The 23377-nt window shown below is 65.1% G+C and carries 23 protein-coding genes and 1 pseudogene; 18 read left to right on the forward strand and 6 right to left on the reverse strand.

The genetic code is table 11. The annotated features are described in order from the left end of the window. Nucleotides 1–232 precede the first annotated feature (232 nt). From AC13CR_RS00600 to AC13CR_RS00615, 4 genes are all read right to left on the reverse strand, one after another. Nucleotides 233–853, reverse strand: a complete 621-nt coding sequence (locus AC13CR_RS00600; RefSeq protein WP_292979083.1) for a protein-methionine-sulfoxide reductase heme-binding subunit MsrQ — start codon at nucleotides 851–853, stop codon at nucleotides 233–235. Continuing rightward, complete coding sequence (gene msrP, locus AC13CR_RS00605; protein ID WP_482900369.1) at nucleotides 853–1749, reverse strand: protein-methionine-sulfoxide reductase catalytic subunit MsrP; 897 nt, start codon at nucleotides 1747–1749, stop codon at nucleotides 853–855. Before msrP ends, AC13CR_RS00600 begins: the two co-directional genes overlap by 1 nt. A 286-nt stretch (nucleotides 1750–2035) precedes the next feature. Next, complete coding sequence (gene recQ, locus AC13CR_RS00610; RefSeq protein WP_482900370.1) at nucleotides 2036–4084, reverse strand: DNA helicase RecQ; 2049 nt, start codon at nucleotides 4082–4084, stop codon at nucleotides 2036–2038. Further along, complete coding sequence (locus AC13CR_RS00615) at nucleotides 4084–4377, reverse strand: YggT family protein (protein WP_292952229.1); 294 nt, start codon at nucleotides 4375–4377, stop codon at nucleotides 4084–4086. The genes recQ and AC13CR_RS00615 overlap by 1 nt, the downstream gene beginning before the upstream one ends. A gap of 137 nt (nucleotides 4378–4514) precedes the next feature. Between AC13CR_RS00615 and AC13CR_RS00620 the strand changes: the two genes are divergently transcribed. The 5 genes from AC13CR_RS00620 (at nucleotide 4515) to AC13CR_RS00640 (ending at nucleotide 9043) form a co-directional block, all read left to right on the forward strand. Next, nucleotides 4515–5075 carry an acyl-CoA thioesterase gene (locus AC13CR_RS00620; protein ID WP_293768064.1) on the forward strand — a complete coding sequence of 187 codons (561 nt, stop codon included), beginning with the start codon at nucleotides 4515–4517 and terminating at the stop codon, nucleotides 5073–5075. 15 nt (nucleotides 5076–5090) lie between these two features. Then, nucleotides 5091–6488, forward strand: a complete 1398-nt coding sequence (locus AC13CR_RS00625; protein ID WP_482919978.1) for an MFS transporter — start codon at nucleotides 5091–5093, stop codon at nucleotides 6486–6488. Then, nucleotides 6485–7348: a penicillin-insensitive murein endopeptidase gene (gene mepA, locus AC13CR_RS00630; protein WP_482900372.1), complete on the forward strand. Its 864-nt coding sequence runs from the start codon at nucleotides 6485–6487 to the stop codon at nucleotides 7346–7348. The genes AC13CR_RS00625 and mepA overlap by 4 nt, the downstream gene beginning before the upstream one ends. After that, complete coding sequence (locus AC13CR_RS00635) at nucleotides 7321–8217, forward strand: esterase-like activity of phytase family protein (protein WP_482900373.1); 897 nt, start codon at nucleotides 7321–7323, stop codon at nucleotides 8215–8217. Before mepA ends, AC13CR_RS00635 begins: the two co-directional genes overlap by 28 nt. Before the next feature lie 223 nt (nucleotides 8218–8440). After that, complete coding sequence (locus AC13CR_RS00640; protein ID WP_292952214.1) at nucleotides 8441–9043, forward strand: VUT family protein; 603 nt, start codon at nucleotides 8441–8443, stop codon at nucleotides 9041–9043. A 347-nt stretch (nucleotides 9044–9390) separates the two neighbouring features. Here AC13CR_RS00640 and AC13CR_RS00645 read toward each other — a convergent pair whose 3' ends face one another. Next, nucleotides 9391–10572 (reverse strand): acetyl-CoA C-acyltransferase family protein, encoded by a 1182-nt coding sequence (locus AC13CR_RS00645; protein WP_292952240.1) that lies wholly within the window; start codon nucleotides 10570–10572, stop codon nucleotides 9391–9393. A gap of 144 nt (nucleotides 10573–10716) precedes the next feature. On the opposite strand from AC13CR_RS00645, the gene AC13CR_RS00650 reads away from it, so the two are divergent. After that, the gene (locus tag AC13CR_RS00650; RefSeq protein ID WP_292952211.1) at nucleotides 10717–11073 is read left to right on the forward strand and encodes a winged helix-turn-helix domain-containing protein; all 357 of its coding nucleotides are present in this window, start codon (nucleotides 10717–10719) and stop codon (nucleotides 11071–11073) included. Here the strand turns inward: AC13CR_RS00650 and AC13CR_RS00655 are convergent. Next, on the reverse strand, nucleotides 11070–11831 hold the full coding sequence (locus AC13CR_RS00655; protein WP_292952208.1) for a DeoR/GlpR family DNA-binding transcription regulator: 762 nt from the start codon (nucleotides 11829–11831) through the stop codon (nucleotides 11070–11072). The two genes, AC13CR_RS00650 and AC13CR_RS00655, sit on opposite strands and share 4 nt — an antisense overlap. Nucleotides 11832–11965: 134 nt before the next feature. Here AC13CR_RS00655 and glpD point away from each other — a divergent pair, with 134 nt between their 5' ends. The 12 genes and pseudogenes from glpD to AC13CR_RS00715 form a co-directional block, all read left to right on the forward strand. Beyond that, nucleotides 11966–13516, forward strand: a complete 1551-nt coding sequence (gene glpD, locus AC13CR_RS00660) for a glycerol-3-phosphate dehydrogenase (RefSeq protein ID WP_292952205.1) — start codon at nucleotides 11966–11968, stop codon at nucleotides 13514–13516. Continuing rightward, nucleotides 13513–14580 (forward strand): ABC transporter ATP-binding protein, encoded by a 1068-nt coding sequence (locus AC13CR_RS00665; protein WP_292952202.1) that lies wholly within the window; start codon nucleotides 13513–13515, stop codon nucleotides 14578–14580. Before glpD ends, AC13CR_RS00665 begins: the two co-directional genes overlap by 4 nt. 23 nt (nucleotides 14581–14603) lie before the next feature. Then, nucleotides 14604–15695, forward strand: coding sequence for an ABC transporter ATP-binding protein (locus AC13CR_RS00670; RefSeq protein WP_293015132.1), 1092 nt, complete (start codon nucleotides 14604–14606; stop codon nucleotides 15693–15695). After that, nucleotides 15695–16561 (forward strand): carbohydrate ABC transporter permease, encoded by an 867-nt coding sequence (locus AC13CR_RS00675; protein ID WP_292952196.1) that lies wholly within the window; start codon nucleotides 15695–15697, stop codon nucleotides 16559–16561. Before AC13CR_RS00670 ends, AC13CR_RS00675 begins: the two co-directional genes overlap by 1 nt. Continuing rightward, on the forward strand, nucleotides 16561–17382 hold the full coding sequence (locus AC13CR_RS00680) for a carbohydrate ABC transporter permease (protein WP_292952193.1): 822 nt from the start codon (nucleotides 16561–16563) through the stop codon (nucleotides 17380–17382). The genes AC13CR_RS00675 and AC13CR_RS00680 overlap by 1 nt, the downstream gene beginning before the upstream one ends. Nucleotides 17383–17562: 180 nt before the next feature. Beyond that, nucleotides 17563–17877, forward strand: a complete 315-nt coding sequence (locus tag AC13CR_RS00685; protein WP_292952238.1) for a DUF2160 domain-containing protein — start codon at nucleotides 17563–17565, stop codon at nucleotides 17875–17877. A 41-nt stretch (nucleotides 17878–17918) separates the two neighbouring features. Beyond that, nucleotides 17919–19631: an ABC transporter substrate-binding protein gene (locus tag AC13CR_RS00690; RefSeq protein ID WP_446233509.1), complete on the forward strand. Its 1713-nt coding sequence runs from the start codon at nucleotides 17919–17921 to the stop codon at nucleotides 19629–19631. A 136-nt stretch (nucleotides 19632–19767) separates the two neighbouring features. Continuing rightward, the gene (gene glpK / locus AC13CR_RS00695) at nucleotides 19768–21243 is read left to right on the forward strand and encodes a glycerol kinase GlpK (RefSeq protein ID WP_292979101.1); all 1476 of its coding nucleotides are present in this window, start codon (nucleotides 19768–19770) and stop codon (nucleotides 21241–21243) included. A 116-nt stretch (nucleotides 21244–21359) separates the two neighbouring features. Further along, nucleotides 21360–21941: a transglycosylase SLT domain-containing protein gene (locus tag AC13CR_RS00700; protein WP_292951231.1), complete on the forward strand. Its 582-nt coding sequence runs from the start codon at nucleotides 21360–21362 to the stop codon at nucleotides 21939–21941. Nucleotides 21942–22007: 66 nt separating this feature from the next. Further along, nucleotides 22008–22427, forward strand: coding sequence for a PaaI family thioesterase (locus AC13CR_RS00705; RefSeq protein WP_292951228.1), 420 nt, complete (start codon nucleotides 22008–22010; stop codon nucleotides 22425–22427). Between the two features lie 7 nt (nucleotides 22428–22434). Then, nucleotides 22435–23022, forward strand: coding sequence for a glutathione S-transferase family protein (locus tag AC13CR_RS00710; protein WP_292951225.1), 588 nt, complete (start codon nucleotides 22435–22437; stop codon nucleotides 23020–23022). 116 nt (nucleotides 23023–23138) lie between these two features. Continuing rightward, nucleotides 23139–23377 (forward strand): annotated as a pseudogene (locus tag AC13CR_RS00715) (hypothetical protein); the annotation flags it as partial.

A 23377-nucleotide genomic window follows, 5' to 3' on the forward strand; every position in this document is an offset into this window, starting at 1 on the left:
AAACAACAATCACCGAAGACGCGCCACTCTCACGACGCCCCAACGGCCATCCATCCCGGATAATCTCCCGAAACCCCAAAGCCAAAACCCGAAGCCCCGAACCAATCAAACCCTCAGGCCCGATCGGTGAAGGCGTATCTACGGATCACAAAACAAAGGTGCAAGAGGAAATTCGCAAAAAAACTGCCCTGCGCGTCAATTTCCTGCCAAGGGCCTGTTTCGAAAACCTTCTTCAGGCCCTTGCCGGTCTTGCGCGCGCCAGCGGTCTCTTGATCACGACCCGCAGGCCGAGAAGCAACAGAATCACCAGAAGCCAGAAGGTCGGCGTGACCGGAAAGGTCTTCAGCGACCAGATCCAGTGCAGGGCGACGAGCGGCGCGGCGACATAGACCAGCTTGTGCAGATTGCGCCAGCCTTGCGCGCCCATGCGCCGGATCGACAGGTTGTTCGATGTCACTGCCAGCGCCGTCAGCAGCGTGAACGCCACCATTCCGAACAGCAGATAGGGCCGCTTCACGATATCGCGGGCCATCTGCGCCCAGAGAAACCCCATGTCCAGCGCCAGCCAGGACAGGACATGCAGGCCCGCATAGGTGAAACAGATCAGCCCAAGCGCGCGGCGAAACCGCATCAGACTGATTCCCGCGATCCGCAGCAGCGGCGTGACCGCAAGGCTGGCGATCAGGAAATAGAGCGCGGTCCGGCCCAGGCGATATTCGATGTCGCGAACCGGGTCGATGCCCAGTCCGCCGAAGAACGTATCCGACACCAGCAAAGCAAGCGGGATCATGCCCCCCAGCCACACGACCCAGACCGGCAGTCGGCGCAGTGCATCATTGATTCTTCTGCGCATCAGAAGTTCTTCTTGAGATCCATGCCGGAATACAGCGATGCAACCTGATCGGCATAGCCGTTGAACATCAGCGTTTCCTCACGTCCGGCGAACAGTCCGGCACCGATGCGCCGCTCGGATGCCTGCGACCAGCGGGGATGGTCGACATTCGGGTTCACATTGGCGTAAAACCCGTATTCGTTGGGCTGACTTGCATTCCAGGTGGCATAGGGCTGGCTGTCGGACAGGGTGATCCTGACGATCGACTTGATCGACTTGAACCCGTATTTCCATGGCACGACCAGCCGGATCGGAGCCCCGTTCTGGTTCGGCAGCGGGTCGGAATACAATCCGGTCGCCAGAATCGCCAGCGGGTGCATCGCCTCGTCGAGCCGCAGTCCCTCGCGATAGGGCCAGTCAAGGATCGGATAGCGCAGACCGGGCATGTTGTCGGGCTGCGTCACCGTCTCGAAGGCGACGAATTTCGCCGAGGGCTGGATCCCGGCCGTGTTCAGCACCGAAGCCAGCGGCACGCCGATCCAGGGAATGACCATCGACCAGCCCTCGACGCAGCGCAGCCGGTAGATGCGTTCCTCAAGCGTGTTCTCGGGCGCAAGATCCTCGACACCGTAAGAGCCGGGGCGATCCACCAGACCGCCGATCTCGACCGACCAGGGATCGGTTTTCAGCCTGCCAGCATTGCGGGCGGGATCCTCCTTGCCGGTGCCGAATTCATAGTAATTGTTGTAATTTGTAATTTCTTCCAGCGTGTTGGGCTTTTCGTCGGTCGACAACCCGGACGGCTTGCCGCTTAGCGCCAGCGCCGGCGAGGCGGACAGAGCCGCGGCAGTCGCGATGAATGCACGCCGATCCAGCCAGTGGGCCTTCGGTGTCACGTCTGACCATGTAAGTTTCATGTTCTTCCTCCGATCCGTCTTGTGCGTGGCAGCCTTGCAACCCGACCTAGACATAGTCACGATGCGGCGGGCCGAAAATGCGCATCACATTCCCATTACCCTTCGTTCCGGCGATACCGCCCGTTACGGCACGAGCGATGACAAGCAGGTGATCGCAGGTGTCGCAGACGGACAAGAAGCCGGACAGGATCAACGCGGATGCGCCGATGTTTCCCTGCAACGGACGGGAATCCGCCTGTCAGGCAAAGCACGGACGGCACGCGGTGATGGGCCGCGTGGCGCGGCCTCAGCTCTCGGCGATCTGTCGCAGGAAGGCCGGACCGAAGCGATTCAGGCGCGCGGCATCCAGATGGCGCGACAGGGCAGCCTGGTCCGCGGGGCGAGATTCGGCGATGCGGCGCAGTTGCGCGGTCGAACAGGACAGCGGCTTTTCGGTTCCATCCTCGCCGCGCGTCAGCCGGTTCTGCGCCGCGACCAGACGGTCGAACAGGATGCCCTCGGGCCGGCCCGCCAGCGCCCGGCGGTGGGGATGCATGTCCGGCTGATCGCCTGCGATCACAGACAGGAATTCGGTGCCATAGCTTTCCAGCTTCTTCGCCCCGACCCCGCTGACCCGCGCCATCTGGTCCAGATCCTGAGGACGCAGGCGGGCCATCTCGATCAGCGTGCGGTCGGGGAAGATGACATAGGCAGGCACGCGGGCGGCCTCGGCCAGCGCGCGGCGCCGGGCCTTCAGCGCCGACAGAAGCGGCTCATCCTCTTCGTCGACCTGCGTGCGCAGGACATTGGCCCCCTTGGCCCGCAGGGTCGTGTCATGACGCAGGGTTACGCTGTCCTCGCCGCGCAGAACCGGATGGGCGGCGTCGGTCAGGAACAGCGCCCCGTGGCGTTCCGGATCGGGGCGGCACAGATCCAGGCCCATCATCTGCCGGAAGATCGCCTGCCACTGGCCACGCGAATGATCGCGACCGACACCGAAGGTCGGCAGCTTGTCATGGCCGCGTTCACGAACCTTTTCGGTCGAGTGGCCAGTCAGGATGTCGATCAGGTGCCCCGCGCCGAACCATTCACCGGTGCGCAGCATCGCCGACAGCGCCATGCGCACCGCCTGCGTGCCGTCGAACAGCCGGGGCGGGGTCAGGCACAGATCGCAATTGCCGCAATCCGCCTGCATGTCCTCGCCGAAATAGGCCAGCAGGCGGCGGCGGCGGCAGCCTGTCGCCTCGGCCAGACCCAGCAGCGCGTTCAGCCGCGCGTGATCGGCCCCCTTGCGATCATTGGCGGCCAGCCCCTCATCGACCTGCGCACGACGCAGGCGAATGTCGTCGGGACCGTAAAGGGTCAGCGTCTCGGCCGGATCGCCGTCCCGACCGGCGCGGCCGATTTCCTGATAATAGGCCTCGATGGATTTCGGCAGGTCGGCATGGACCACCCAGCGGATGTCGGGCTTGTCGATGCCCATGCCGAAGGCGACCGTCGCGCAGACGATCAGGCCGTCTTCCTGCTGGAACCGGCTTTCGACCCGACGGCGCAGATCGGCTTCCATACCGCCGTGATAGGCGACCGCGCTGTGGCCTTGGTCATTCAGCGCCTGCGCCAGCGTCTGGGTCCGGGCGCGGCTGGCACAATAGACGATGCCCGATTGTCCGCGCCGTGCGGCAACGAAGGACAGCAATTGCTTGCGCGGGCTGTCCTTGGGCTGAAAGGCCAGCCGGATATTGGGGCGGTCGAAGCCGCGCAGGAAGGTGACGGGTTCGGCGCCGTCGAACAGGCGGGTCACGATCTCGGCCCGCGTCTCGGCATCGGCGGTCGCCGTGAAGGCCGCCAAAGGCACGCCCAGCGTGCGCTTCAGTTCGCCGATGCGCAGGTAATCGGGCCGGAAGTCGTGACCCCACTGGCTGACGCAATGCGCCTCGTCCACGGCGATGGCGGTGACGCCCGCCCGGCGCAGCAGATTGATCGCCCCGCCCGAGGCCAGCCGTTCCGGCGCCATGTAGAGCAGTTTCAGTTCGCGCCGTTCCAGCGCCGCCAAGACCGCATCGGTTTCGTCCTGCGTATTGCCGCTGGTCAGCGCGCCGGCCGGCACGCCCGCTGCGGTCAGCGCGCGAACCTGATCGCGCATCAGGGCGATCAGCGGCGAGATGACGACCGTTGCGCCGTCGCGCATCAGCGCGGGCAATTGATAGCACAGCGACTTGCCGCCGCCGGTCGGCATGATCGCCAGAACCTCGCGGCCTTGGGCCACGGCCTCGACGATCTCGCCCTGGCCGGGTCGAAAGCCGTCAAAGCCCCAGACCTGCCTCAGAAGATCGTCGGCGGGCACGTCCCTGGGCATCACATGCCGTAGAAGAAGCCGGCATTGTTGGCCAGGGCGCGTTGCAGGATGATAATGATTATGAACACGACCAGCGGCGCCAGATCCAGCCCGCCGGTATTGGGCAGGATGTTGCGGATTGGACGGTAGAGAGGTTCCAGAAGCCGGTTCAGCCCGTCCCAGATCTGTGCGACCAGCGGCTGGCGCAGGTTCAGAACCTGAAAATTGATCAGCCATGACATGATGATGTGGACGATCATCACGAACCACACCACTTGCAGGATCAGTTGCAAGGCCTCGTACAGCGTTCCCATTATGCCCTCGTCGTCGCGGTCCGGACCTCTATGCAGGCGCCGGCGCCGGCGTGCAACCCGGTTGCCGCAGCGTTCGGGTTGACGATGCCGCCGGGCCGGGCCACGCCCGGCCCTGCCCGGCAACAGAAGGGGGCCCGATGTATCCGCTGATCCGTTTCGCCAAGGAGATGATCAAGTTCCGCGGCGCGCCGCCGCTTGGACCGATGGACGCGCATGTCTCGACCCATCGCTGCTGGCCATGGGATCTGGATCCCTGGATCGAGTTGAACAACGGCCGCACCCTGACCCTGTACGACCTGGGCCGGATCCCGCTGGCTTCCCGCACCGGGCTGGTGCCGGTTCTGCGCGAGAAAGGCTGGGGGATCACCGTCGCCGGAAACTCGACCCGCTACCGGCGGCGAATCCGCGCCTTCGAGAGGTTCACGATGATCTCGCGCATGGTCGGCTGGGATGATCGCTTCATCTACATGGATCAGTCCATGTGGAAGGGATCCGAATGCTGCAATCAGGTGCTGATCCGTTCAGCGGTGACATCCCGGCAGGGGATCGTCCCCCCGCCGCGGCTGATGCAGGCGCTTGGCCATCCGGTCGGCAGCCCCGACCTGCCCGGCTGGGTGCAGGCCTGGATCGACGCCGATGCGGCACGGCCCTGGCCGCCGCTGGTTCCCGACGGCACGAAAGGTGACTTGCCAGTCTGACCCGCCTCGGGCCTTATGGCGAAAAAGCGACCGGGGGACGAGATGGACCGCAAGCGGATCTGGGGCTGGTGGTTTTTCGACTGGGCCAGCCAGCCCTATGCCACGCTGCTGCTGACCTTCGTCTTCTCGATCTATTTCGCCGAGATCGCGAAAAGCCATTTCATCGCCCTGGGCGATGGCGTGACGCTGTCGGGGGCGCGTGCGCAGGCGTTGTGGGGTTACGGTCTGTCGGTCAGCGGCGTCGTGATCGCGGTTCTGGCGCCGATCCTGGGCGCGGTGGCCGACACCTCGGGACGCCGGATGCCCTGGGTCTGGCTGTTCTCGGCGCTGTATGTCCTGGGCGCCGCGGGGCTGTGGTTCGTGGTCCCCGAACAGCCGCCGCTGATCGCCGCGGTCACGCTGTTCGGCATCGGCCTGATCGGCATGGAATTCGCCACCATCTTCACCAATGCCATGTTGCCCGGCCTTGCCCCGCGCAACGAGATCGGGCGCCTGTCCGGGTCGGGCTTTGCCTTCGGCTATGTGGGCGGCGTCGTCGCGCTGACGCTGATGCTGGCCCTGTTCGCCGAAACGCCGTCGGGCCGGACGCTGGCCGGGATCGCGCCGCTTTTCGGTCTGGATCCCGAGACCCGCGAGGGGACGCGCTTTGTCGGGCCTTTCGTGGCGATCTGGTATGCCATCTTCATGGTGCCGTTCTTCCTGTGGGTCCGCGAGCCGCGCGGGCCGCGCGCAAGAATCAGGCTGGGCGCCGCGATGCGCGATCTGGGACGGCTGATCGGCAGCCTGCGCCATCGCCGCAGCCTGGCGGCCTGGCTGGTCTCGTCGATGCTGTCGCGCGACGCGCTGAACGCGCTATACGGTTTCGGCGGCGTCTATGCCGGCACCGTGCTGGGCTGGCCGGTCTTTCTGGCGGGTATCTTCGGCGTGGTCAGCGCCGTCTCGGCCGCGATCATCAGTTGGCTCGGCGGGCGCGCCGACCGACGCTGGGGCCCGCGCCCGGTCATCGCGGCCTGCATGCTGATCCTGATCGCGGTCTGCATCGTGATCATCAGCATGGATCGCGACACCTTCCTTGGCATGGCGGTGCCGGACGGCCCGGTCGTGGCCGGGCTGCGCCTGCCCGATGCGATCTTCTTTCTGTGTGGGGCGCTGATCGGCGGCGCGGGCGGCGCGCTGCAAGCGGCCAGCCGCACGATGATGGTCCGCCACACCACCGCGGACAAGGCGACAGAAGGCTTTGGCCTCTATGCGCTTTCGGGCAAGGCCACCGCGTTCCTGGCGCCGTTCCTGATCGCGACGGTCACCGATCTGACCGGCAATCAGCGCATCGGCATCTCGCCCCTGATCGCGATGTTTCTTCTGGCGCTGGTTCTGCTAGGCTGGGTCAAACCCGAAGGAGAGGCAAAGCAGTGATCCGCAAGTTCCTGACCGCAGCCGCCCTGTTGGCAGGGCTTGCCGCACCGCTGTCGGCCCAGTCGCTGGCCAAGGACGTGTTCGGCAACTTCCGCGGCGCCTCGCAAGGCCCGCCGGTATCGATCGGCTATTATTCCAAGGGCTGCGGCCAGGGCTTCGCGCAACTGCCCGAGTCCGGGCCAAGCTGGCAGGCCATGCGACTGTCGCGCAACCGCAACTGGGGCCATCCCGAACTGGTCGATTTCCTGGTCGGCCTGTCCCGCGTTGCACAGCAGGCCGGCTGGCGCGGCCTCTATATCGGCGACATGAGCCAGCCTCGCGGCGGGCCGATGACCTCGGGCCATGCCAGCCATCAGATCGGGCTGGACGCCGATGTCTGGATGCTGCCGCCCTCCTCGCTGGCGCTGAGCCCGGCGCAGCGGGAACGCATCTCCTCGGCTTCGGTCGTGGCCAGGGGCGGCACGGCGCTGTCGCCGAATTTCAACGGCGGGCACATGACGATCCTGCGCGCCGCGGCCCGCGATCCGCGGGTCGAGCGGATCTTTACCGACCCCGTGGTCAAGGTCGCGATGTGCCAGTTGGAAAAGGGCGACCGAGGCTGGCTTCGCAAGATCCGGCCCCTGAACGGGCATGAATCCCACTTCCATGTCCGGCTTGACTGTCCGCCCGGCTCGATCTGTCAGGATCAGGAACCGCCGCCCCCGGGCGATGGTTGCGCCGAGGCTGCCGAATGGATCAGGAACCGGATCGACCCCAGCCGCGTGAAACCCGCCCCGCCCGATCCGAATTACCGCCATCCCCGCACCTATCGCATGGCCGAGTTGCCTGCCCAATGCCGCACCGTCGCCGGCGCGCGCTAGGCGCCATCCTGTCCGTCCTGCTGATCACGGCCGGCGCCCCCGCGCCGGCCGTGACGCTGGATTACATCGGAACCTATGTCTGGTCGGGCACCGAAGGCAGTTTCGGCGGCTTTTCCGGGCTGGAGATCAGTGCCGACGGGTCCGGCTTCAACGCCCTCAGCGACCGCGCCTGGCTGTATTGGGGCAGCGTCGAACGCGACGCGCAGGGCCGCATCCGGGGCATGAATGTCGCCGGGCGCGCCCATCTGAAGGACAGCAAGGGACAACCGCTGAAGCCGGGCTATCTGGGCGACAGCGAGGGCTTGGCGATCGCGCCCGACAGCAGCATCTGGGTCAGTTTCGAAGGTCTGGACCGGATCGCCAGCTATGCCGATCCCGATGCGCCCGCGACCCGCCGGCCCTTGCCGCCGAAACTGCCCGACTTCCGCACCAATTCGGGGATGGAGGCGCTGGCTGTTCGCGATGACGGATTGCTGGTCGCGATCGTCGAACGATCCTCGCGCAAGGACCGGCCGTTTCCGGTCCTGGGTTTCCGCGACGGCAAATGGAGCCGCCTGGGCACGATCCGCCGGGATCCGCGCTGGCTGATGACCGGCGCGGATTTCGGCCCCGACGGGATGCTTTACATACTGGAGCGCGATTTTCGCGGCCTCTTCGGGTTCGTCTCGCGCGTGCGCCGGATGCGGCTGACCGCCGAGGGCCCGAAGGACGAGGAAATCCTGCTGACCACGCGACCGCTGCAATATGACAACCTCGAGGGGATCTCGGTCTGGGACGACGGACAGGGAATCCGGCTGACGATGATTTCGGACGACAATTTCCTGATCGTGCAGAGAACGGAACTGGTCGAATATCGGTTGCGAAACTGACCGGGAAAGGGGACCTCGCCGGCCCCCTCTTGGCCTGCGGCCAATTCACCCCCGCAGGTATTTGCAAAGAGCGCGAGGAGTTTGTCGAACCCTGGGTGCGATGGCGACCGGCCGCGGTTGCGAGCGCGCCGAATTGACAGCACCCGCCGGCCCGGCGTATGGCCGCGTTGTTCCGCGCCGCGGAGCCGAGTTGTCCGCAACCTTGTAAAACGGAACATCATTCATGACCCGCTATCTGCCCGGCGTGATCGCCATGGCCGCCATCGTCGTGGCCTCGAATATCCTGGTCCAGTTCGTCATCGGAGACTGGCTGACCTGGGGCGCCTTCACCTATCCCTTCGCCTTTCTCGTCACCGATGTGATGAACCGTGTCTACGGCGCGGCGGCCGCGCGCCGGGTGGTGCTGGCCGGTTTCCTGGTGGGGGTGATCTGTTCGCTGGCCGCAGCGGGCCTTGACAGGACCACGCTGCGCATCGCCCTGGGATCGGGCACGGCCTTCATCGTCGCGCAAACGCTGGACATCGCCATTTTCGATGCCCTGCGCGGCGGGCGCTGGTGGACGGCGCCGCTGGCATCCTCGCTGGTCGGATCGGCGCTGGATACGGCCCTGTTCTTCAGCATCGCATTTTCGGCCATCCTGCCGGCGGACGGCAATACCGTCTGGGCCAACGAGGCGGTTCCGCTGCTTGGTCAAGGACCGATCGGTCCGCTGTGGATTTCGCTGGCAAGTGCCGATTGGCTGGTCAAACTTGGACTGGCGCTACTGGCCCTTGTGCCATTCCGGCTGATTGTCCGCAATTTGTTGAGGCACCCCCAAGAAATCTGATTGACAGAATCTCGATCTGTGGCACCCTTCCCCTTGCAACGGCAACACATTGAAAGGAGGTGGTCCAGTGTCGAGAGTGATATTGGAGAGAGGTGTCGGAACAGTCAGGGGGGCCGTGGCCTAGGGGCAGCCCCCTGGGTCGTAAACCCTGATTGGGACCGGACGGATTCTAGCCATCCCTAACCGGGCCATCTCCGTGGAACTCGCGGGCCGTCTGATCTGGGCGGCCCGTTTCCGGTGCCGGCGCGCGAAGCGGGCCTTCACCGCGCATCGTGAGACGATGCCGAAAAGGGCGCAGCCGAGGATCAGGCCGCGCCCTTTTGTTGTCGCAGGGGCGGCGGCGCCGATCACATTCTCTCGATCGCGATGGCGATGCCTTGGCCGCCGCCGATGCACATGGTGATGAGGGCTTTCGCGCCGCCGGTCCGGTCCAGTTCGGACAGCGCCTTGACGGTCAGGATGGCCCCTGTTGCTCCGACGGGATGGCCCAAGGCGATGGCGCCGCCATTCGGGTTCACCCGCCCCGGGTCAAGCCCCAGCCCCTCGTTGACCGCCAAGGCTTGCGCGGCGAATGCCTCGTTCGATTCGATCACGTCGAAATCGGCGACTTTCAGCCCGGTGCGCGCCAGCAATGCCCGAACCGCCGGGATCGGGCCGATTCCCATGACGTCGGGCCGGACGCCCGCGACCGCGTAGCCCAGGATCCGGGCGCGCGGGGTCAGGCCCGCGGCCCGCGCCGCATCCGCCCGCGCCAGCACCAGCGCCGCCGCACCGTCATTGATGCCGCTGGCATTGCCTGCGGTCACGGTGCCCTCCTTGCGGAACACCGGTTTCAGGCTGGCCAGCCGGTCGAGATCGGTTTGCTTCGGGTGTTCGTCGGTATCGAAGACCGCGACTCCCTGGCGGGTCTTGACCTCGATCGGCACGATCTGGTCGCGAAAATGCCCCGCCGCGATGGCCGACGCGGCACGGCGCTGCGATTCCAGGGCGAATTCGTCCTGCGCCTGACGGCCGATCCCGTGTTCGGCGGCGACGTTTTCCGCCGTCACGCCCATATGGCCCGTGCCCATCGGGCAGGTCAGCGCCCCGGTCATCATGTCCAGCATCACCTGATCACCCATCTTCGCGCCGAACCGGGCCGAGGGCACGGCGTAGGGTGACCGGCTCATGCTTTCGGCGCCGCCCGCGATGGCGAAATCGGCGTCACCCAGCATCAGCGCCTGCGCGGCCGAGACGATGGCCTGCGCACCCGATCCGCACAGCCGGTTCACGTTCATCGCGGGCGTGGTGTCGGGTATCCCCGCCTCCAGCATCGCGACGCGTGACAGATACATGTCGCGCGGCTCGGTATTGATCACATGGCCGAAGACGACCTGCCCGATCCGGTCGGGAGCGATGCCGGCGCGCTCGATCACGGCGCGGGTGACGGTTGCTGCCAGCCGGATCGGCGCAATCGCGGCAAGGCTGCCGCCAAAGGTGCCGATGGCGGTGCGCGCGCCGGACAGGATGACGATATCGGATTCGGCCATGGTTTCCCCCTTGCTGATCATTCCGCAGCATAGGAGTCTCCGGCCGCACGGCAATCGTCGTTGCGGCGGGCCGGGATACGACGTTGCGGCGCGAGGACCGCGCACCTAGTCTGGAACCAGCCTCAACCGCCGGACCACAAGCCGATGCAAGCCCCCCTTCCCCGGATCAAGCTGCGCCTGGAATATGGCCATGCTCTGACGCTGGGTCCGGGCAAGATGCAGCTTCTGGTGCTGATCGACCATCACGGCTCGATCGCCGCCGCCGGCCGCGACATGGGAATGAGCTACAAGCGCGCCTGGTCGCTGGTCGAGGAAATGAACGCGGGCTTCACCCTGCCGGTGGTGGACAGCAGCCGTGGCGGACCGGGCGGCGGCGGCGCGGTGCTGACCCAGACCGGGCACGCCGTCATCCGGCATTTCCGGGCGCTGGAGACGTTGCTGGACCAGGCCGGCGCGCGGGACCTGCAGGCGCTTGGCCGGCTGCTGGCCGATCGCGACTAGCAGGCGATCACCACGGCCGTCTGCCATTCCCCGCATTTCCGCATCAGCGCATCGGGCAGGGGCCGATCCACGAAGACCGTGTCAAGATCGGACATCGAGATGATTCGCACCGGCGCGGATCGTTCCAGCTTGCTGATATCGGTCACCAGAAAACATTTCCGGGCCAGCCCGGCGATGGCGCGGCTGACCCGGACCTCGGCCATGTCGAAATCCAGAAGATCGCCATCGGCATCCAGCGCCGAGGCGCCGATGATGGCGTAGTCGGGTTTGAACTGGGCCATGAATTCGGTTGTCAGATCGCCGACCAGCCCCCCGTCGCTGCGCCGCAGCGCCCCGCCCGCGACCACGATTTCGCAACTGTCGTTGCCGACGAGGATATTGGCAACGTTCATGTTGTTGGTGATGACGGTCAGGTTGCGATGACCCAGCAATTCGCGGGCAACGGCCTCGGTCGTGGTGCCGAGATTGATGATGATCGAGGAATTGTCGGGAATCCGCGCCGCGCAGGCCCGGGCAATGGCGGCTTTCGCATCCTCGTGCATCCGCCGCCGCTCGGCATAGCCGATATTGCTGACGCCGCTGCGCATGACCGCGCCGCCATGGATCCGGTCCAGCATCCCGTGATCGGCCAGTTCGCCCAGATCGCGGCGAATGGTCTGCAAGGTCACGTCGAAACGTTCGGCCAGTTCCTCGACGCCGACGCGGCCGGACGCACGAGCGATCTCCAGGATCTCCATCTGGCGAATGTTCATGGCCACGACCCCCTCTTTCGTTTACGGAAAGATGATGTGCGCTTCTTGTCAATACGAAAGTAAATCGCGCATCCGCGAAAATTCCCGTTGACAGTTTGCACGAAGCCGTGATCACCTGACCCGGCTTTGGGAGGAGCCTCATGCCGGAGATCACCGACCTTTTCATCATCGGCGGCGGCATCAATGGCTGCGGAATCGCGCGCGACGCGGCGGGCCGCGGTCTGTCGGTCCGGCTGGCCGAGATGGGCGACCTGGCGCAGGCGACCAGCTCCAAATCCACCAAGCTGTTTCACGGCGGGCTGCGCTATCTGGAATATCTCGAAATCCGGCTGGTCCGCGAGGCGCTGCGCGAACGCGAGGTTCTGCTGCGCGCCATGCCCCATATCAGCTGGCCGATGCGCTTCGTGCTGCCGCTGGACCCGAAGATGACGTTTGAATCGGACACGCCCGTCAGCCGCGCGCTGTCCTTGGCGATGCCGTGGAACCGCGGGCACCGGCCGAACCTGCTGATCCGGGCGGGGCTGTTTCTCTATGATCATCTGGGCGGTCGGAAGATCCTGCCCCCCACCAGCACCCTGTCGCTGAAGGATACGCCCGAAGGGGCACCGCTGCAGGACCGGCTGGAGCGGGCCTACGAATACAGCGATTGCTGGGTGGACGATGCGCGGCTGGTGGCGCTGAACGCGCGCGACGCGGCCATGCGCGGGGCCGGGATCATGGTCGGCGCCAAGGTCGCCGAGGCTGCGCGTGAAGACGATTTGTGGCGCGTGACGCTGGAAGACGGACGCGCCTTCCGCGCCCGGGCGCTGGTCAATGCGGGCGGGCCGTGGGTCGGCCAGGTGATCCGCGACGTGGCGCACCTGCCCTCGACCGAGACGGTGCGCCTGGTGCGCGGATCCCACATCGTCGTGCCAAGGCTGTATGACCACGACAAGGCATATTTCTTTCAGGGCGCCGATGGCCGGATCATCTTTGCGATTCCCTATGAGCAGCGATTCACCCTGATCGGCACCACCGACCGCGATCACCAGGGCAGCCCGCTAGAGGCCGAATGCACCCCCGAGGAACAGGAATACCTGTGCGGCTTCGCCTCGGACTATTTCGCACGGCCGGTGACGCGCGACCAGATCGTCTGGACCTATTCCGGGGTCCGGCCGCTCTACGACGATGGCGCCAAATCAGCCACCGCGGCGACGCGCGACTATGTGCTGTCGCTGGATCAGGCCGGCGCGCCCTGCCTGAACGTCTTTGGCGGCAAGATCACCACTTATCGCCGGCTGGCCGAGCACGCGATGGAACGGCTGGCGCCGCACTTTCCGCGGGCCCGTTCGGCCTGGACGGCCGGTGCGCCCCTGCCCGGCGGAGATTTCCCGGTCGATGGCGTGGCCGGCCTGATCGCGGATCTGCGCGCGGCCTATCCGTTTCTGGATCAGGACCGGGCCGCGCGGCTGGTCCGGGCCTACGGGACCGAGGCCTGGACCATGCTGGGCACGGCAAAGGCTGCGGCCGATCTTGGCCGCGATTTCGGCGCCGGCCTGACCGAAACCGAGGTCGGCTGGTTGATGGACAAGGAATTCGCGCGTCGCGCCGAGGATGTCATCTGGCGGCGCAGCAAGCTGGGCCTGCAGATGAACGCAGACCAGATCGCCGAACTGGAGGGCTGGATGGGCCAGAAAAGGGCAGCCGCATGACGCTGGAACTGCGCGGCATCTCCAAAACGGTCGGCGGACGGGTGCATATCCATGCCACCGACCTGGTCCTGCAACCGGGCAGCATGAACGTGCTTCTGGGTCCGACTCAGGCCGGAAAGACAACGCTGATGCGATTGATGGCGGGCCTGGACCGTCCGGCGCAAGGCCGCGTCTTCTGGAATGGCGATGACGTGACCGACCAGCGTGTGCAGGACCGCAAGGTGGCGATGGTCTATCAGCAATTCATCAATTATCCGTCCATGTCGGTCTATGAAAACATCGCCTCGCCCCTGCGGCTGATGCGCGTGAAGCGGGACGAGATCGACCGGCGGGTGAAGCAAACCGCCGAGATGATGCGCCTGACGCCCTTGCTGGATCGGCGGCCGCTGGAATTGTCTGGCGGCCAGCAGCAGCGCTGCGCGTTGGCGCGTGCGCTGGTCAAGGATGCGGGCCTGGTGCTGCTGGACGAGCCGCTGGCCAATCTGGACTACAAGCTGCGCGAGGAATTGCGCGTCGAGATCCCCCGCATCTTCGAGGAATCCGGCGCCATCTTCGTCTATGCCACGACCGAACCCGAGGAAGCCCTGCTGCTGGGCGGCAATACCGCGACATTATGGGAAGGCCGGATCACGCAATTCGGCCCCACGCCACAGGTCTATCGCCAGCCCGCCGACGCTGTGACCGCAAGGGTCTTTTCGGACCCGCCGATGAATTTCAAGCCCGTCTCGGTCCGGGGCGGGGTGGCCGGGATCCACGACGCGACCTGGCAGGTCGATCTGCCCGACGGCGACTATCTGGCGGGATTCCGACCGTCGCACCTGTCGCTGCACGAACGGCCTGGCGCGATGCCGCTGTCCACCGTCCTGGAGACGACCGAGATCACCGGCGCGCAGACCTTCCTGCATCTGCGCCACGGGCCCGATCGCTGGGTCGGGCTGGTCAACGGCGTGCACAAGCGCGATCATGGGCAGGCGCTGACGGTCTGGCTGGATCCGGCGCATGTCTATCTGTTCAACACCGATGGCGGGCTGGCGCGCGGCGCCGCCTATGCGGCGGCGGCATGAGGGCATGAGGGCATGACGACACCATGACCGAGATCACGCTTGAAAACCTGGCTCACAGCTATCTGCCTGATCCGTCCGGCGACGCGGACTGGGCGCTGAAGCCGATGAACCTGACATGGCGCGACGGCGGCGCCTACGCGCTTCTGGGCAGTTCCGGCTGCGGAAAATCGACCCTGCTGAACATCATATCCGGGCTGCTGGTCCCCTCGCAGGGCCGCGTCCTGTTCGGCGAGACGGACGTGACCGGCCTGCCCACGCTTGATCGCAACATCGCGCAGGTGTTTCAGTTCCCGGTCGTCTACGACACCATGTCGGTGCGGCAGAACCTGGCCTTTCCGCTGAAGAATCGCGGCCTGGCCGAGGATGTGATCAAGTCGCGCGTCGCCGAGGTGGCCGAGATGATCGGCATGACCGACGTGCTGGACCGCCGCGCCCGCGGTCTGACCGCAGATGCCAAGCAGAAGATCAGCCTCGGGCGCGGCATGGTCCGCCAGGATGTGAACGCGATCCTGTTCGACGAGCCGCTGACCGTGATCGACCCGCACATGAAATGGGAATTGCGCACCCAGCTGAAGGATCTGCATCGCCGTTTCGGCCATACGATGATCTATGTCACCCACGACCAGACCGAGGCCCTGACCTTCGCCGATCAGGTCGTGGTGATGTATGACGGCCGGGTGGTTCAGGCCGGAACCCCGCAGGCGCTGTTCGACGCGCCCGAACATACCTTCGTCGGCTATTTCATCGGCTCGCCCGGCATGAACCTGCTGGATGCGCGGGTCGAGGGCGCGACGGCGCAGGTGGCGGGCGTGCCGATCGCGCTGGCGCGGGGCTATGGGCCGCTATCGGGCAGGATCCGGATCGGCATCCGCCCCGAATTCATGCGCCTCGGCACCGGCTGCGAGGGCCTGCCCTTCATGCTGCACCGGATCGAGGATGTGGGCAATCACCGGATCGTGCGCGGCCATGTCGAAGGCGCCGCGGTCAACGTCATCGTCCCCGAGGGCCAGCCCATTCCCGCCGGGGCGGACCGGATCATCCCCGATCCCGCCTTCATCCATGTCTATGCCGATGACTGGCGCGTCGATCCGGCCGCCGTGGAAAGGGCCGCCTGATGGAAAAACCCCTCAACAACCGCGCCTGGCTGCTGGTTCTGCCGGTCCTTGCGCTGGTCGCCTTCTCGGCGGTGCTGCCGCTGATGACGGTGGTGAATTACTCGTTCCAGGATACGTTCGGCGGCAACCAGTTCTTCTGGGCGGGCCTCGAATGGTTCGACGAGACGATTCGCTCGGACCGCGTCCGCGCGGCCCTTGGCCGGCAGATCCTGTTCTCGGCGATCATCCTCGCCATCGAGATTCCGCTGGGCATCTTCGTGGCGCTGAACATGCCGAAAAAGGGCGTCTGGGCCTCTTTCTGCCTGGTGCTCATGGCGCTTCCGCTGCTGATCCCGTGGAACGTGGTCGGCACGATCTGGCAGGTCTTCGGCCGCGTCGATATCGGCCTTCTGGGCTATACGCTGTCGAAACTGGGCATCGACTACAATTATGTGAACGACGCCTTCGATGCGTGGATTACGGTGATCGTGATGGATGTCTGGCACTGGACCAGCCTGGTCGCACTGCTGTGCTATGCCGGGCTGCAATCCATCCCCGACGCCTATTATCAGGCCGCGCGGATCGACCAGGCTTCGCGCTGGAAGGTATTCCGCCATATCGAGCTTCCCAAGATGCGGGGCGTGCTGCTGATCGCGATCCTGCTGCGCTTCATGGACAGCTTCATGATCTATACCGAACCTTTCGTCGTCACCGGCGGCGGGCCCGGCAACGCCACCACCTTCCTGTCGATCGACCTCGTGAAGATGGCGGTGGGTCAGTTCGACCTGGGGCCGGCAGCCGCGTTCAGCCTGATCTATTTCCTCGTGATCCTGCTGATTTCCTTCGTCTTCTACACACTCATGACCAAGGAGGGAGAGACGCTCTGATGGCCGCCGTCGCTGAATCCAAGGGCCGTGGCGCCGCGCTGGTCATGGCGCTGTACCTGCTGTTCCTGATGCTGCCCATCTACTGGCTGCTGAACATGAGCCTGAAGACCAACAGCGAGATCCTCGGTACCCTCAGCCTGTGGCCGCGCAATCCCACGCTCGACAATTACCGCACGATCCTGACCGATCCGTCCTGGTATATGGGCTATGTCAACAGCATGACCTATGTGGCGATGAACACCGTGATCTCGATCTCGGTCGCGCTTCCCGCAGCCTATGCGTTCAGCCGCTATCGCTTTCTGGGCGACAAGCACCTGTTCTTCTGGCTTCTGACCAACCGCATGGCGCCGGCGGCGGTCTTCGCGCTGCCTTTCTTCCAGCTTTATTCCTCGATCGGACTTTTCGACACCTATATCGCCGTGGCTCTGGCGCATTGCCTGTTCAACGTGCCGCTGGCCGTCTGGATCCTGGAGGGATTCATGTCCGGCGTCCCGCGCGAGATCGACGAGACCGCTTATATCGACGGCTATTCCTTTCCGCGTTTCTTCGTGAAGATCTTCATGCCGCTGATCGCCAGCGGAATCGGCGTCGCGGCCTTCTTCAGCTTCATGTTCTCCTGGGTCGAACTGCTGCTCAGCCGGACGCTGACCTCGGTCAATGCGAAACCCATCGCGGCGACGATGACACGCACGGTCAGCGCCTCGGGCCTCGACTGGGGCGTGCTGGCGGCGGCGGGCGTGCTGACCATCATCCCCGGTGCGCTGGTGATCTGGTTCGTGCGCAACTACATCGCCAAGGGTTTTGCCATGGGGAGGGTGTGATGAACCATCCGCAGAATTCGCGGCGCCGTCTCCTGATGCCTCCGCGTCCCGGCATCGTCCCTGCCGGCCGCGCGACACAATCGAAGGGGCCGGACCATGCGTAGATCCGTCAATCTCGGTTTCGCGACGATTGGCCTGATCTGGCTGGGCTTCGTGTTCTGGCTGACCACGCTGGTGCCGATGCGCGACGAGGCGCGCGACTGGACGGGCAGCATCAATCCCGGCGGCTGGATGGCCTGGACCTTCCCGACCGCCCTGTTCTTCACCATCATCGCGGGCCTTCTGATCCTGTTCACATGGCTCGCCATCCGCTTTCCCGAGACCCCGCGCCGGGGCGTCCTGGGCATCACCACCACGCGCGGGGACCGGCTGTTCATCAGCCTTCTCGGCTCGGCCTTCATCAGCCTGATCTGGCTGGGAACCATCGGCACGCCGCTCTGGGGCGGACTGGCCGTTGCACTGATCTACGCCGCAGCGGTGTTTCGCTGGGTGTGAAAACCGCCGGAGCCAAACCGGCATCCAATGGGAGGGAAACCATGAGACGATATCTGACGACCGCCATGGCGCTTGCGCTGATGGCGACAGGCGCGCAGGCGGGCATGGAAGAGGCGAAAGCCTTTCTCGATGCCGAGATCGACAATTCGACCCTGACCCGAGAGGAACAGGAGGCCGAGATGCAATGGTTCATCGACGCGGCCAAGCCCTTCGCGGGCATGAACATCAACGTCGTGTCGGAAACCCTCACGGTCCACGAATACGAATCCAAGGTGCTTGCCGAGGCCTTCAGCAAGATCACCGGCATCAACATCACCCACGACCTGATCGGCGAGGGCGATGTCATCGAGAAGTTGCAGACCCAGATGCAATCGGGCGAGAATGTCTATGACGCCTATGTCAACGACACCGACCTGATCGGCACCCATTGGCGCTATCAGCAGGCGCGCAACCTGACCGACTGGATGGCGGGCGATGGCAAGGACGTGACCAATCCGGGCCTCGACATCGACGATTTCATCGGCAAGTCGTTCAGCACCGCGCCTGACGGAAAGCTTTATCAGTTGCCCGACCAGCAATTCGCGAATCTCTACTGGTTCCGCTACGACTGGTTCAACGACCCCCAGATTCAGGCCGATTTCAAGGAAAAATACGGCTATGACCTGGGCGTCCCGGTCAACTGGTCGGCCTATCAGGACATCGCCGAGTTCTTCACCGGGCGCGAGATCGACGGCAAGAAGGTCTATGGCCACATGGATTATGGCAAGAAGGATCCCTCGCTGGGCTGGCGCTTCACCGATGCCTGGCTGTCGATGGCCGGGAACGGCGACAAGGGCATCCCCAACGGCAAGCCCGTCGATGAATGGGGGATCCGGGTCGATGAAAACGACCGCCCCGTGGGCAGCTGCGTGTCGCGCGGCGGCGATACCAACGGGCCGGCCTCGGTCTATGCGATCCAGAAATATCTGGACTGGATCAGGGCCTATGCCCCACCCGCCGCGCAGGGCATGACCTTCAGCGAATCCGGTCCGGTCCCCGCCCAGGGCGAGGTCGCCCAGCAGATCTTCTGGTACACCGCCTTCACCGCCGACATGGTCAAGCCCGGCCTGCCGGTCGTGAACGAGGACGGCACGCCCAAGTGGCGCATGGCTCCCTCGCCGCATGGTGCCTATTGGCAAGAAGGCATGAAGCTGGGCTATCAGGATGCGGGCTCGTGGACGCTGCTGAAATCGACGCCGGTGGACCGCGCCAAGGCGGCATGGCTCTACGCGCAATTCGTGACGTCGAAGACGGTCGATGTGAAGAAATCCCATGTCGGGCTGACCTTCATCCGCGAATCGACCATCCAGGACGAAAGCTTTACCGAACGCGCGCCCAAGCTGGGTGGCCTGATCGAGTTCTATCGTTCGCCCGCCCGCCTGAACTGGACGCCGACCGGCACCAACGTGCCCGATTATCCGAAGCTGGCGCAGCTGTGGTGGCAGGCGGTCGGCGACGCCTCCTCGGGCGCCAAGACCCCGCAAGAGGCCATGGACAGCCTCTGTGCCGAGCAGGAAAAGGTCATGGAGCGTTTGGAACGCGCCGGCATCCAGGGCGATATCGGCCCCAAGATGGCCGAGAAGAAGGATCTGGAATGGTGGAACAACAAGGCCAAGGAAGACGGCACCATCGCGCCGCAACTGAAGCTGGACAACGAAAAGCCCCAGCCGGAAACCATCAGCTATGACGAACTGGTCAAAAGCTGGCAGCAATAAGATCTGAAGCCGCTTGGGGGCGGTCGCACGGCCGCCCCTTCTTCGTTGTCCAAATACCCATGATCCCGGCGATGAGGACAGGTGCCGCGGGCACGGATATTCGGACAGGAAAGACCAGGCAGGAGACACGATCGCGATGACGATTCTGGCAATGGATCAGGGGACGACATCCTCTCGCGCGCTGATCTTTTCCGACGATCTGCGGGTGCGGGCCTCGGCGCAGCAGGAATTCCCCCAGCATTTTCCGCGCTCGGGCTGGGTCGAACACGACCCCGACGATATCTGGACCACCAGCGCCGCGACCGCGCGCGGGGCTCTGGAAAAGGCCGGCAATCCGCGCATCGACGCGATCGGCATCACCAATCAGCGCGAAACCGTGGTGATCTGGGACCGCGAGACCGGTCAGCCCATCCACCGCGCCATCGTCTGGCAGGACCGCCGCACCGCCGACGCGATCCGGCGCCTGAAGGACGAGGGCGTCGAGGATCAGGTCACGGGCGTCACCGGCCTGTTGCTGGATCCGTATTTCAGCGCCACCAAGATCGCCTGGATCCTGGACCGGATCGAAGGCGCGCGCGCGCGGGCCGAGGCGGGCCGGCTGGCCTTCGGCACGATCGACAGCTTCCTGATCTGGAAGCTGACCGGTGGGGCGGCGCATGTCACCGATGCCACCAATGCCAGCCGCACGCTGCTTTACGATATCCGCAAGGGGGAATGGTCGCAGGACATGTGCAAGCTGTTCGGCGTGCCGATGGCGCTGCTGCCCGAAGTGAAGGACAGCGCCGACGATTTCGGCACGACGCGAGACGATCTGTTCGGACGCGCGGTTCCCATTCTGGGCGTCGCAGGCGACCAGCAGGCGGCAACCGTGGGTCAGGCCTGCTTCCAGCCGGGCATGATGAAATCGACCTACGGGACCGGCTGCTTTGCGCTGCTGAATACCGGCACACGGGCCGTGCGGTCGGAGAACCGGCTGCTGACGACGATCGCCTACCGCCTGGATGGTCAGACGACCTATGCGCTGGAAGGCAGCATCTTCATCGCCGGCGCGGTGGTCCAGTGGCTGCGCGACGGCCTGCAACTGATCCGCGAGGCGGCCGAGACCGGCCCCCTGTCGGCCAAGGCCGATGACAGCCAGCAGATCATCATGGTCCCCGCCTTTACCGGTCTTGGCGCGCCGCATTGGGATCCCAATGCGCGCGGCGCGGTCTTCGGGCTGACGCGCAATACCGGCCCGGCCGAATTCGCCCGCGCCGCACTGGAAAGCGTCGGCTTCCAGACCCGCGATCTGTGGGAGGCGATGCGCGCCGACTGGATCCCGGATGGCGACGCGGTGCTGCGCGTCGATGGCGGCATGACCGCCAGCGAACCCGCGATGCAGTTTCTGGCCGACATCCTCGGCGCACCCGTGGACCGGCCGGACAACACCGAAACGACCGCCCTGGGTGCGGCATGGCTGGCCGGCTATCGCGCGGGCCTGTGTCCCGGCCCGCAGGATTACGCCAAGGCATGGCGGCTGGATCGCCGGTTCAAGCCGCAGCTGGCGCCGGACCGGCGTGAGGATCGCTATGCCGCCTGGCGGCGCGCGGTCCAGGCGGTCATGTCCGTCTGAAGGAACCGAACCGCGCGGCCCCCGCGGGAAGGCGCCCGCCTCCGGCGGCCTACGGCTTTGTCATTTCAACCGGTCCGTTTTTCCCCTATCATCATGGAAAAACGGACGAGGGCAGGATGAACAGGTTTTCGAAACTGGCGATTGTCGGTCTTCTGGCGTCATGCGGCGTGGCCAATTATTCGGCTCCGCGCAATCTGGACAACGCATGTGCCATAGCGGCCGAGCGCCCGGCCTATATGCGTGCGATGAAAAAGGCCGAGCGCCGCTGGGGCGTGCCGGTCCATGTCCAGATGGCCGCCATCCATCAGGAATCGAAATTCATCGGCGATGCCCGCACGCCGCATCGCTATGCGCTTGGCGTCATTCCCATCGGCCGGCAAAGCAGTGCCTATGGCTATTCCCAGGCGCTGGACGGCACGTGGAAGGAATATCGCGCCGCGACCGGAAACCGCGGGGCGCGGCGGAACGATATCGAGGACGCGACCGATTTCATGGGCTGGTACATGGATGGTTCGTCGCGGCGGCTGGGCATCTCGAAATGGGACGCGACCTCGCAATACCTGGCCTATCACGAGGGCCGCACCGGCTTTGCGCGCAAATCCTACCTTTCTAAAGACTGGCTGGTGCAGGTCGCCGGCGACGTGGGCGAACGGGCGACGATGTATCGCAACCAGCTCGTCGCCTGCGGCAAGGCCTGACCCGGCCCCTTGCCATCGCCCCTGATCCGCGCCTCTATCAGGGCATGAAAGAAGAAGGGGGCGCTGGTGGAGGATCCTGACGAAAGCCTGCGCGATCTGGCCAAACTGCAATCCGATTTCGCCATGCATCTGGGTGCGCGGGTCGTATCCGCATCGAAGGACCGGATCGAGATGGAGATGGAGGTTACGCAAAGCCTCGCCAATCGCAACGGCGTCCTGCATGGCGGCGCGATCATGGGGCTGGCCGACAATGCCGGCGGCACCGCGACGATCCTGAACCTGCCCAGCGGCAAAAGCACGACCACGCTGGAGAGCAAGACCAATTTCCTGCGCCCGATCCGGATCGGCGATGTGGCCCGCGCCATCTGCGAGCCGCTGCATCGCGGCCGCACGACGCAAATCTGGCACACCCGCATTCTGCGCGGCGACGGCAAGCTGGCCGCCATCGTCACACAGACCCAGATCGTGCTGGAATGGAAGGACTAGCCCGCGCATGTACACCATCATCGGCACCGCGAAAAGCCGCAGTTTCCGCGTCCTGTGGATGCTGGAGGAACTGGGCCAGGCCTATCGTCACGTGCCGGCCAACCCGCATGGCGAGGGCGTGGTCGAATTCAATCCGGCGGGAAAGGTGCCGGTCCTGATCGATGATGGCACGCCGATCACCGATTCCACCGCCATCCTAACCTATCTGGCCGACCGGCACGGCCGCTTCACCCATCCGGCCGGCACGCTGGACCGCGCGCGTCAGGATAGCCTGACCCAGTTCCTGCTGGACGAATTCGACGCGGCGCTGTGGCTGGCGGCGCGCCACAGCTTCGTCCTGCCGGAGGAAATGCGGTTGGGCGCGATCAGAAACACATTGCGGTGGGAATTCGAACGCAGTCAGAAAACGCTGATCCACCGCATCGGCGAGGCCGATTTCGCGATGGGCGAAAAGATGACCGTCCCCGACTTCATCCTCGCCCATTGCCTGACATGGGCGCTGTCCGCGCGTTTTCCGGTGGTCGAGCCGCGCCTGACCGCCTTTCTCGACCGGATGCGCCATCGCCCGGCCTTCGCCCGCGCGGCCGCCCTCTAGAGCGTGTCGCAGCCTGTCCGATTCAGGATTTCCAGATTGGCTGTAATGTGATTCCCTGCCTTCCAGGCAGATATGGGGGTCGCATTTGGGAAAAGCCACATCCTATAGAGCTGCGCGTGCGCGTGGTTGCGTTCGTCGATGAGGGTCACGGGCACCGCGAGGCGGCGCGGCACTTCCGGGTGTCGCCGAAGTTCGTGAACGATCTGATCAAGCCGCGGCGCGAAACCGGATCGCTGGCGCCGCGGCCGCAAGGCAACGGCGGCGGGTACGGCAAGCTGGCGGGCGTGACTGGCCGGATCGAGGCGCGCGTCGCCGACAAGGGCGAGATCACCCTCGACGAATTGGCGGCGGAACC

It is taken from the genome of Paracoccus sp. L-17 (assembly GCF_056857655.1).

Bases quoted from the DNA above. Each gene is read 5' to 3' on its own strand.
- AC13CR_RS00690 (WP_446233509.1), top strand. From the start codon at position 17,919: ATGAGACGATATCTGACGACCGCCATGGCGCTTGCGCTGATGGCGACA.
- glpK (WP_292979101.1), top strand. From the start codon at position 19,768: ATGACGATTCTGGCAATGGATCAGGGGACGACATCCTCTCGCGCGCTG.
- AC13CR_RS00700 (WP_292951231.1), top strand. From the start codon at position 21,360: ATGAACAGGTTTTCGAAACTGGCGATTGTCGGTCTTCTGGCGTCATGC.
- AC13CR_RS00635 (WP_482900373.1), top strand. From the start codon at position 7,321: ATGCCGCACCGTCGCCGGCGCGCGCTAGGCGCCATCCTGTCCGTCCTG.
- AC13CR_RS00685 (WP_292952238.1), top strand. From the start codon at position 17,563: ATGCGCGACGAGGCGCGCGACTGGACGGGCAGCATCAATCCCGGCGGC.
- AC13CR_RS00680 (WP_292952193.1), top strand. From the start codon at position 16,561: ATGGCCGCCGTCGCTGAATCCAAGGGCCGTGGCGCCGCGCTGGTCATG.
- AC13CR_RS00650 (WP_292952211.1), top strand. From the start codon at position 10,717: ATGCAAGCCCCCCTTCCCCGGATCAAGCTGCGCCTGGAATATGGCCAT.
- AC13CR_RS00615 (WP_292952229.1), bottom strand. From the start codon at position 4,377: ATGGGAACGCTGTACGAGGCCTTGCAACTGATCCTGCAAGTGGTGTGG.
- AC13CR_RS00645 (WP_292952240.1), bottom strand. From the start codon at position 10,572: ATGGCCGAATCCGATATCGTCATCCTGTCCGGCGCGCGCACCGCCATC.
- AC13CR_RS00665 (WP_292952202.1), top strand. From the start codon at position 13,513: ATGACGCTGGAACTGCGCGGCATCTCCAAAACGGTCGGCGGACGGGTG.
- glpD (WP_292952205.1), top strand. From the start codon at position 11,966: ATGCCGGAGATCACCGACCTTTTCATCATCGGCGGCGGCATCAATGGC.
- msrP (WP_482900369.1), bottom strand. From the start codon at position 1,749: ATGAAACTTACATGGTCAGACGTGACACCGAAGGCCCACTGGCTGGAT.
- AC13CR_RS00670 (WP_293015132.1), top strand. From the start codon at position 14,604: ATGACCGAGATCACGCTTGAAAACCTGGCTCACAGCTATCTGCCTGAT.
- AC13CR_RS00620 (WP_293768064.1), top strand. From the start codon at position 4,515: ATGTATCCGCTGATCCGTTTCGCCAAGGAGATGATCAAGTTCCGCGGC.
- AC13CR_RS00675 (WP_292952196.1), top strand. From the start codon at position 15,695: ATGGAAAAACCCCTCAACAACCGCGCCTGGCTGCTGGTTCTGCCGGTC.
- AC13CR_RS00640 (WP_292952214.1), top strand. From the start codon at position 8,441: ATGACCCGCTATCTGCCCGGCGTGATCGCCATGGCCGCCATCGTCGTG.
- AC13CR_RS00600 (WP_292979083.1), bottom strand. From the start codon at position 853: ATGCGCAGAAGAATCAATGATGCACTGCGCCGACTGCCGGTCTGGGTC.
- AC13CR_RS00625 (WP_482919978.1), top strand. From the start codon at position 5,091: ATGGCGAAAAAGCGACCGGGGGACGAGATGGACCGCAAGCGGATCTGG.
- AC13CR_RS00710 (WP_292951225.1), top strand. From the start codon at position 22,435: ATGTACACCATCATCGGCACCGCGAAAAGCCGCAGTTTCCGCGTCCTG.
- recQ (WP_482900370.1), bottom strand. From the start codon at position 4,084: ATGCCCAGGGACGTGCCCGCCGACGATCTTCTGAGGCAGGTCTGGGGC.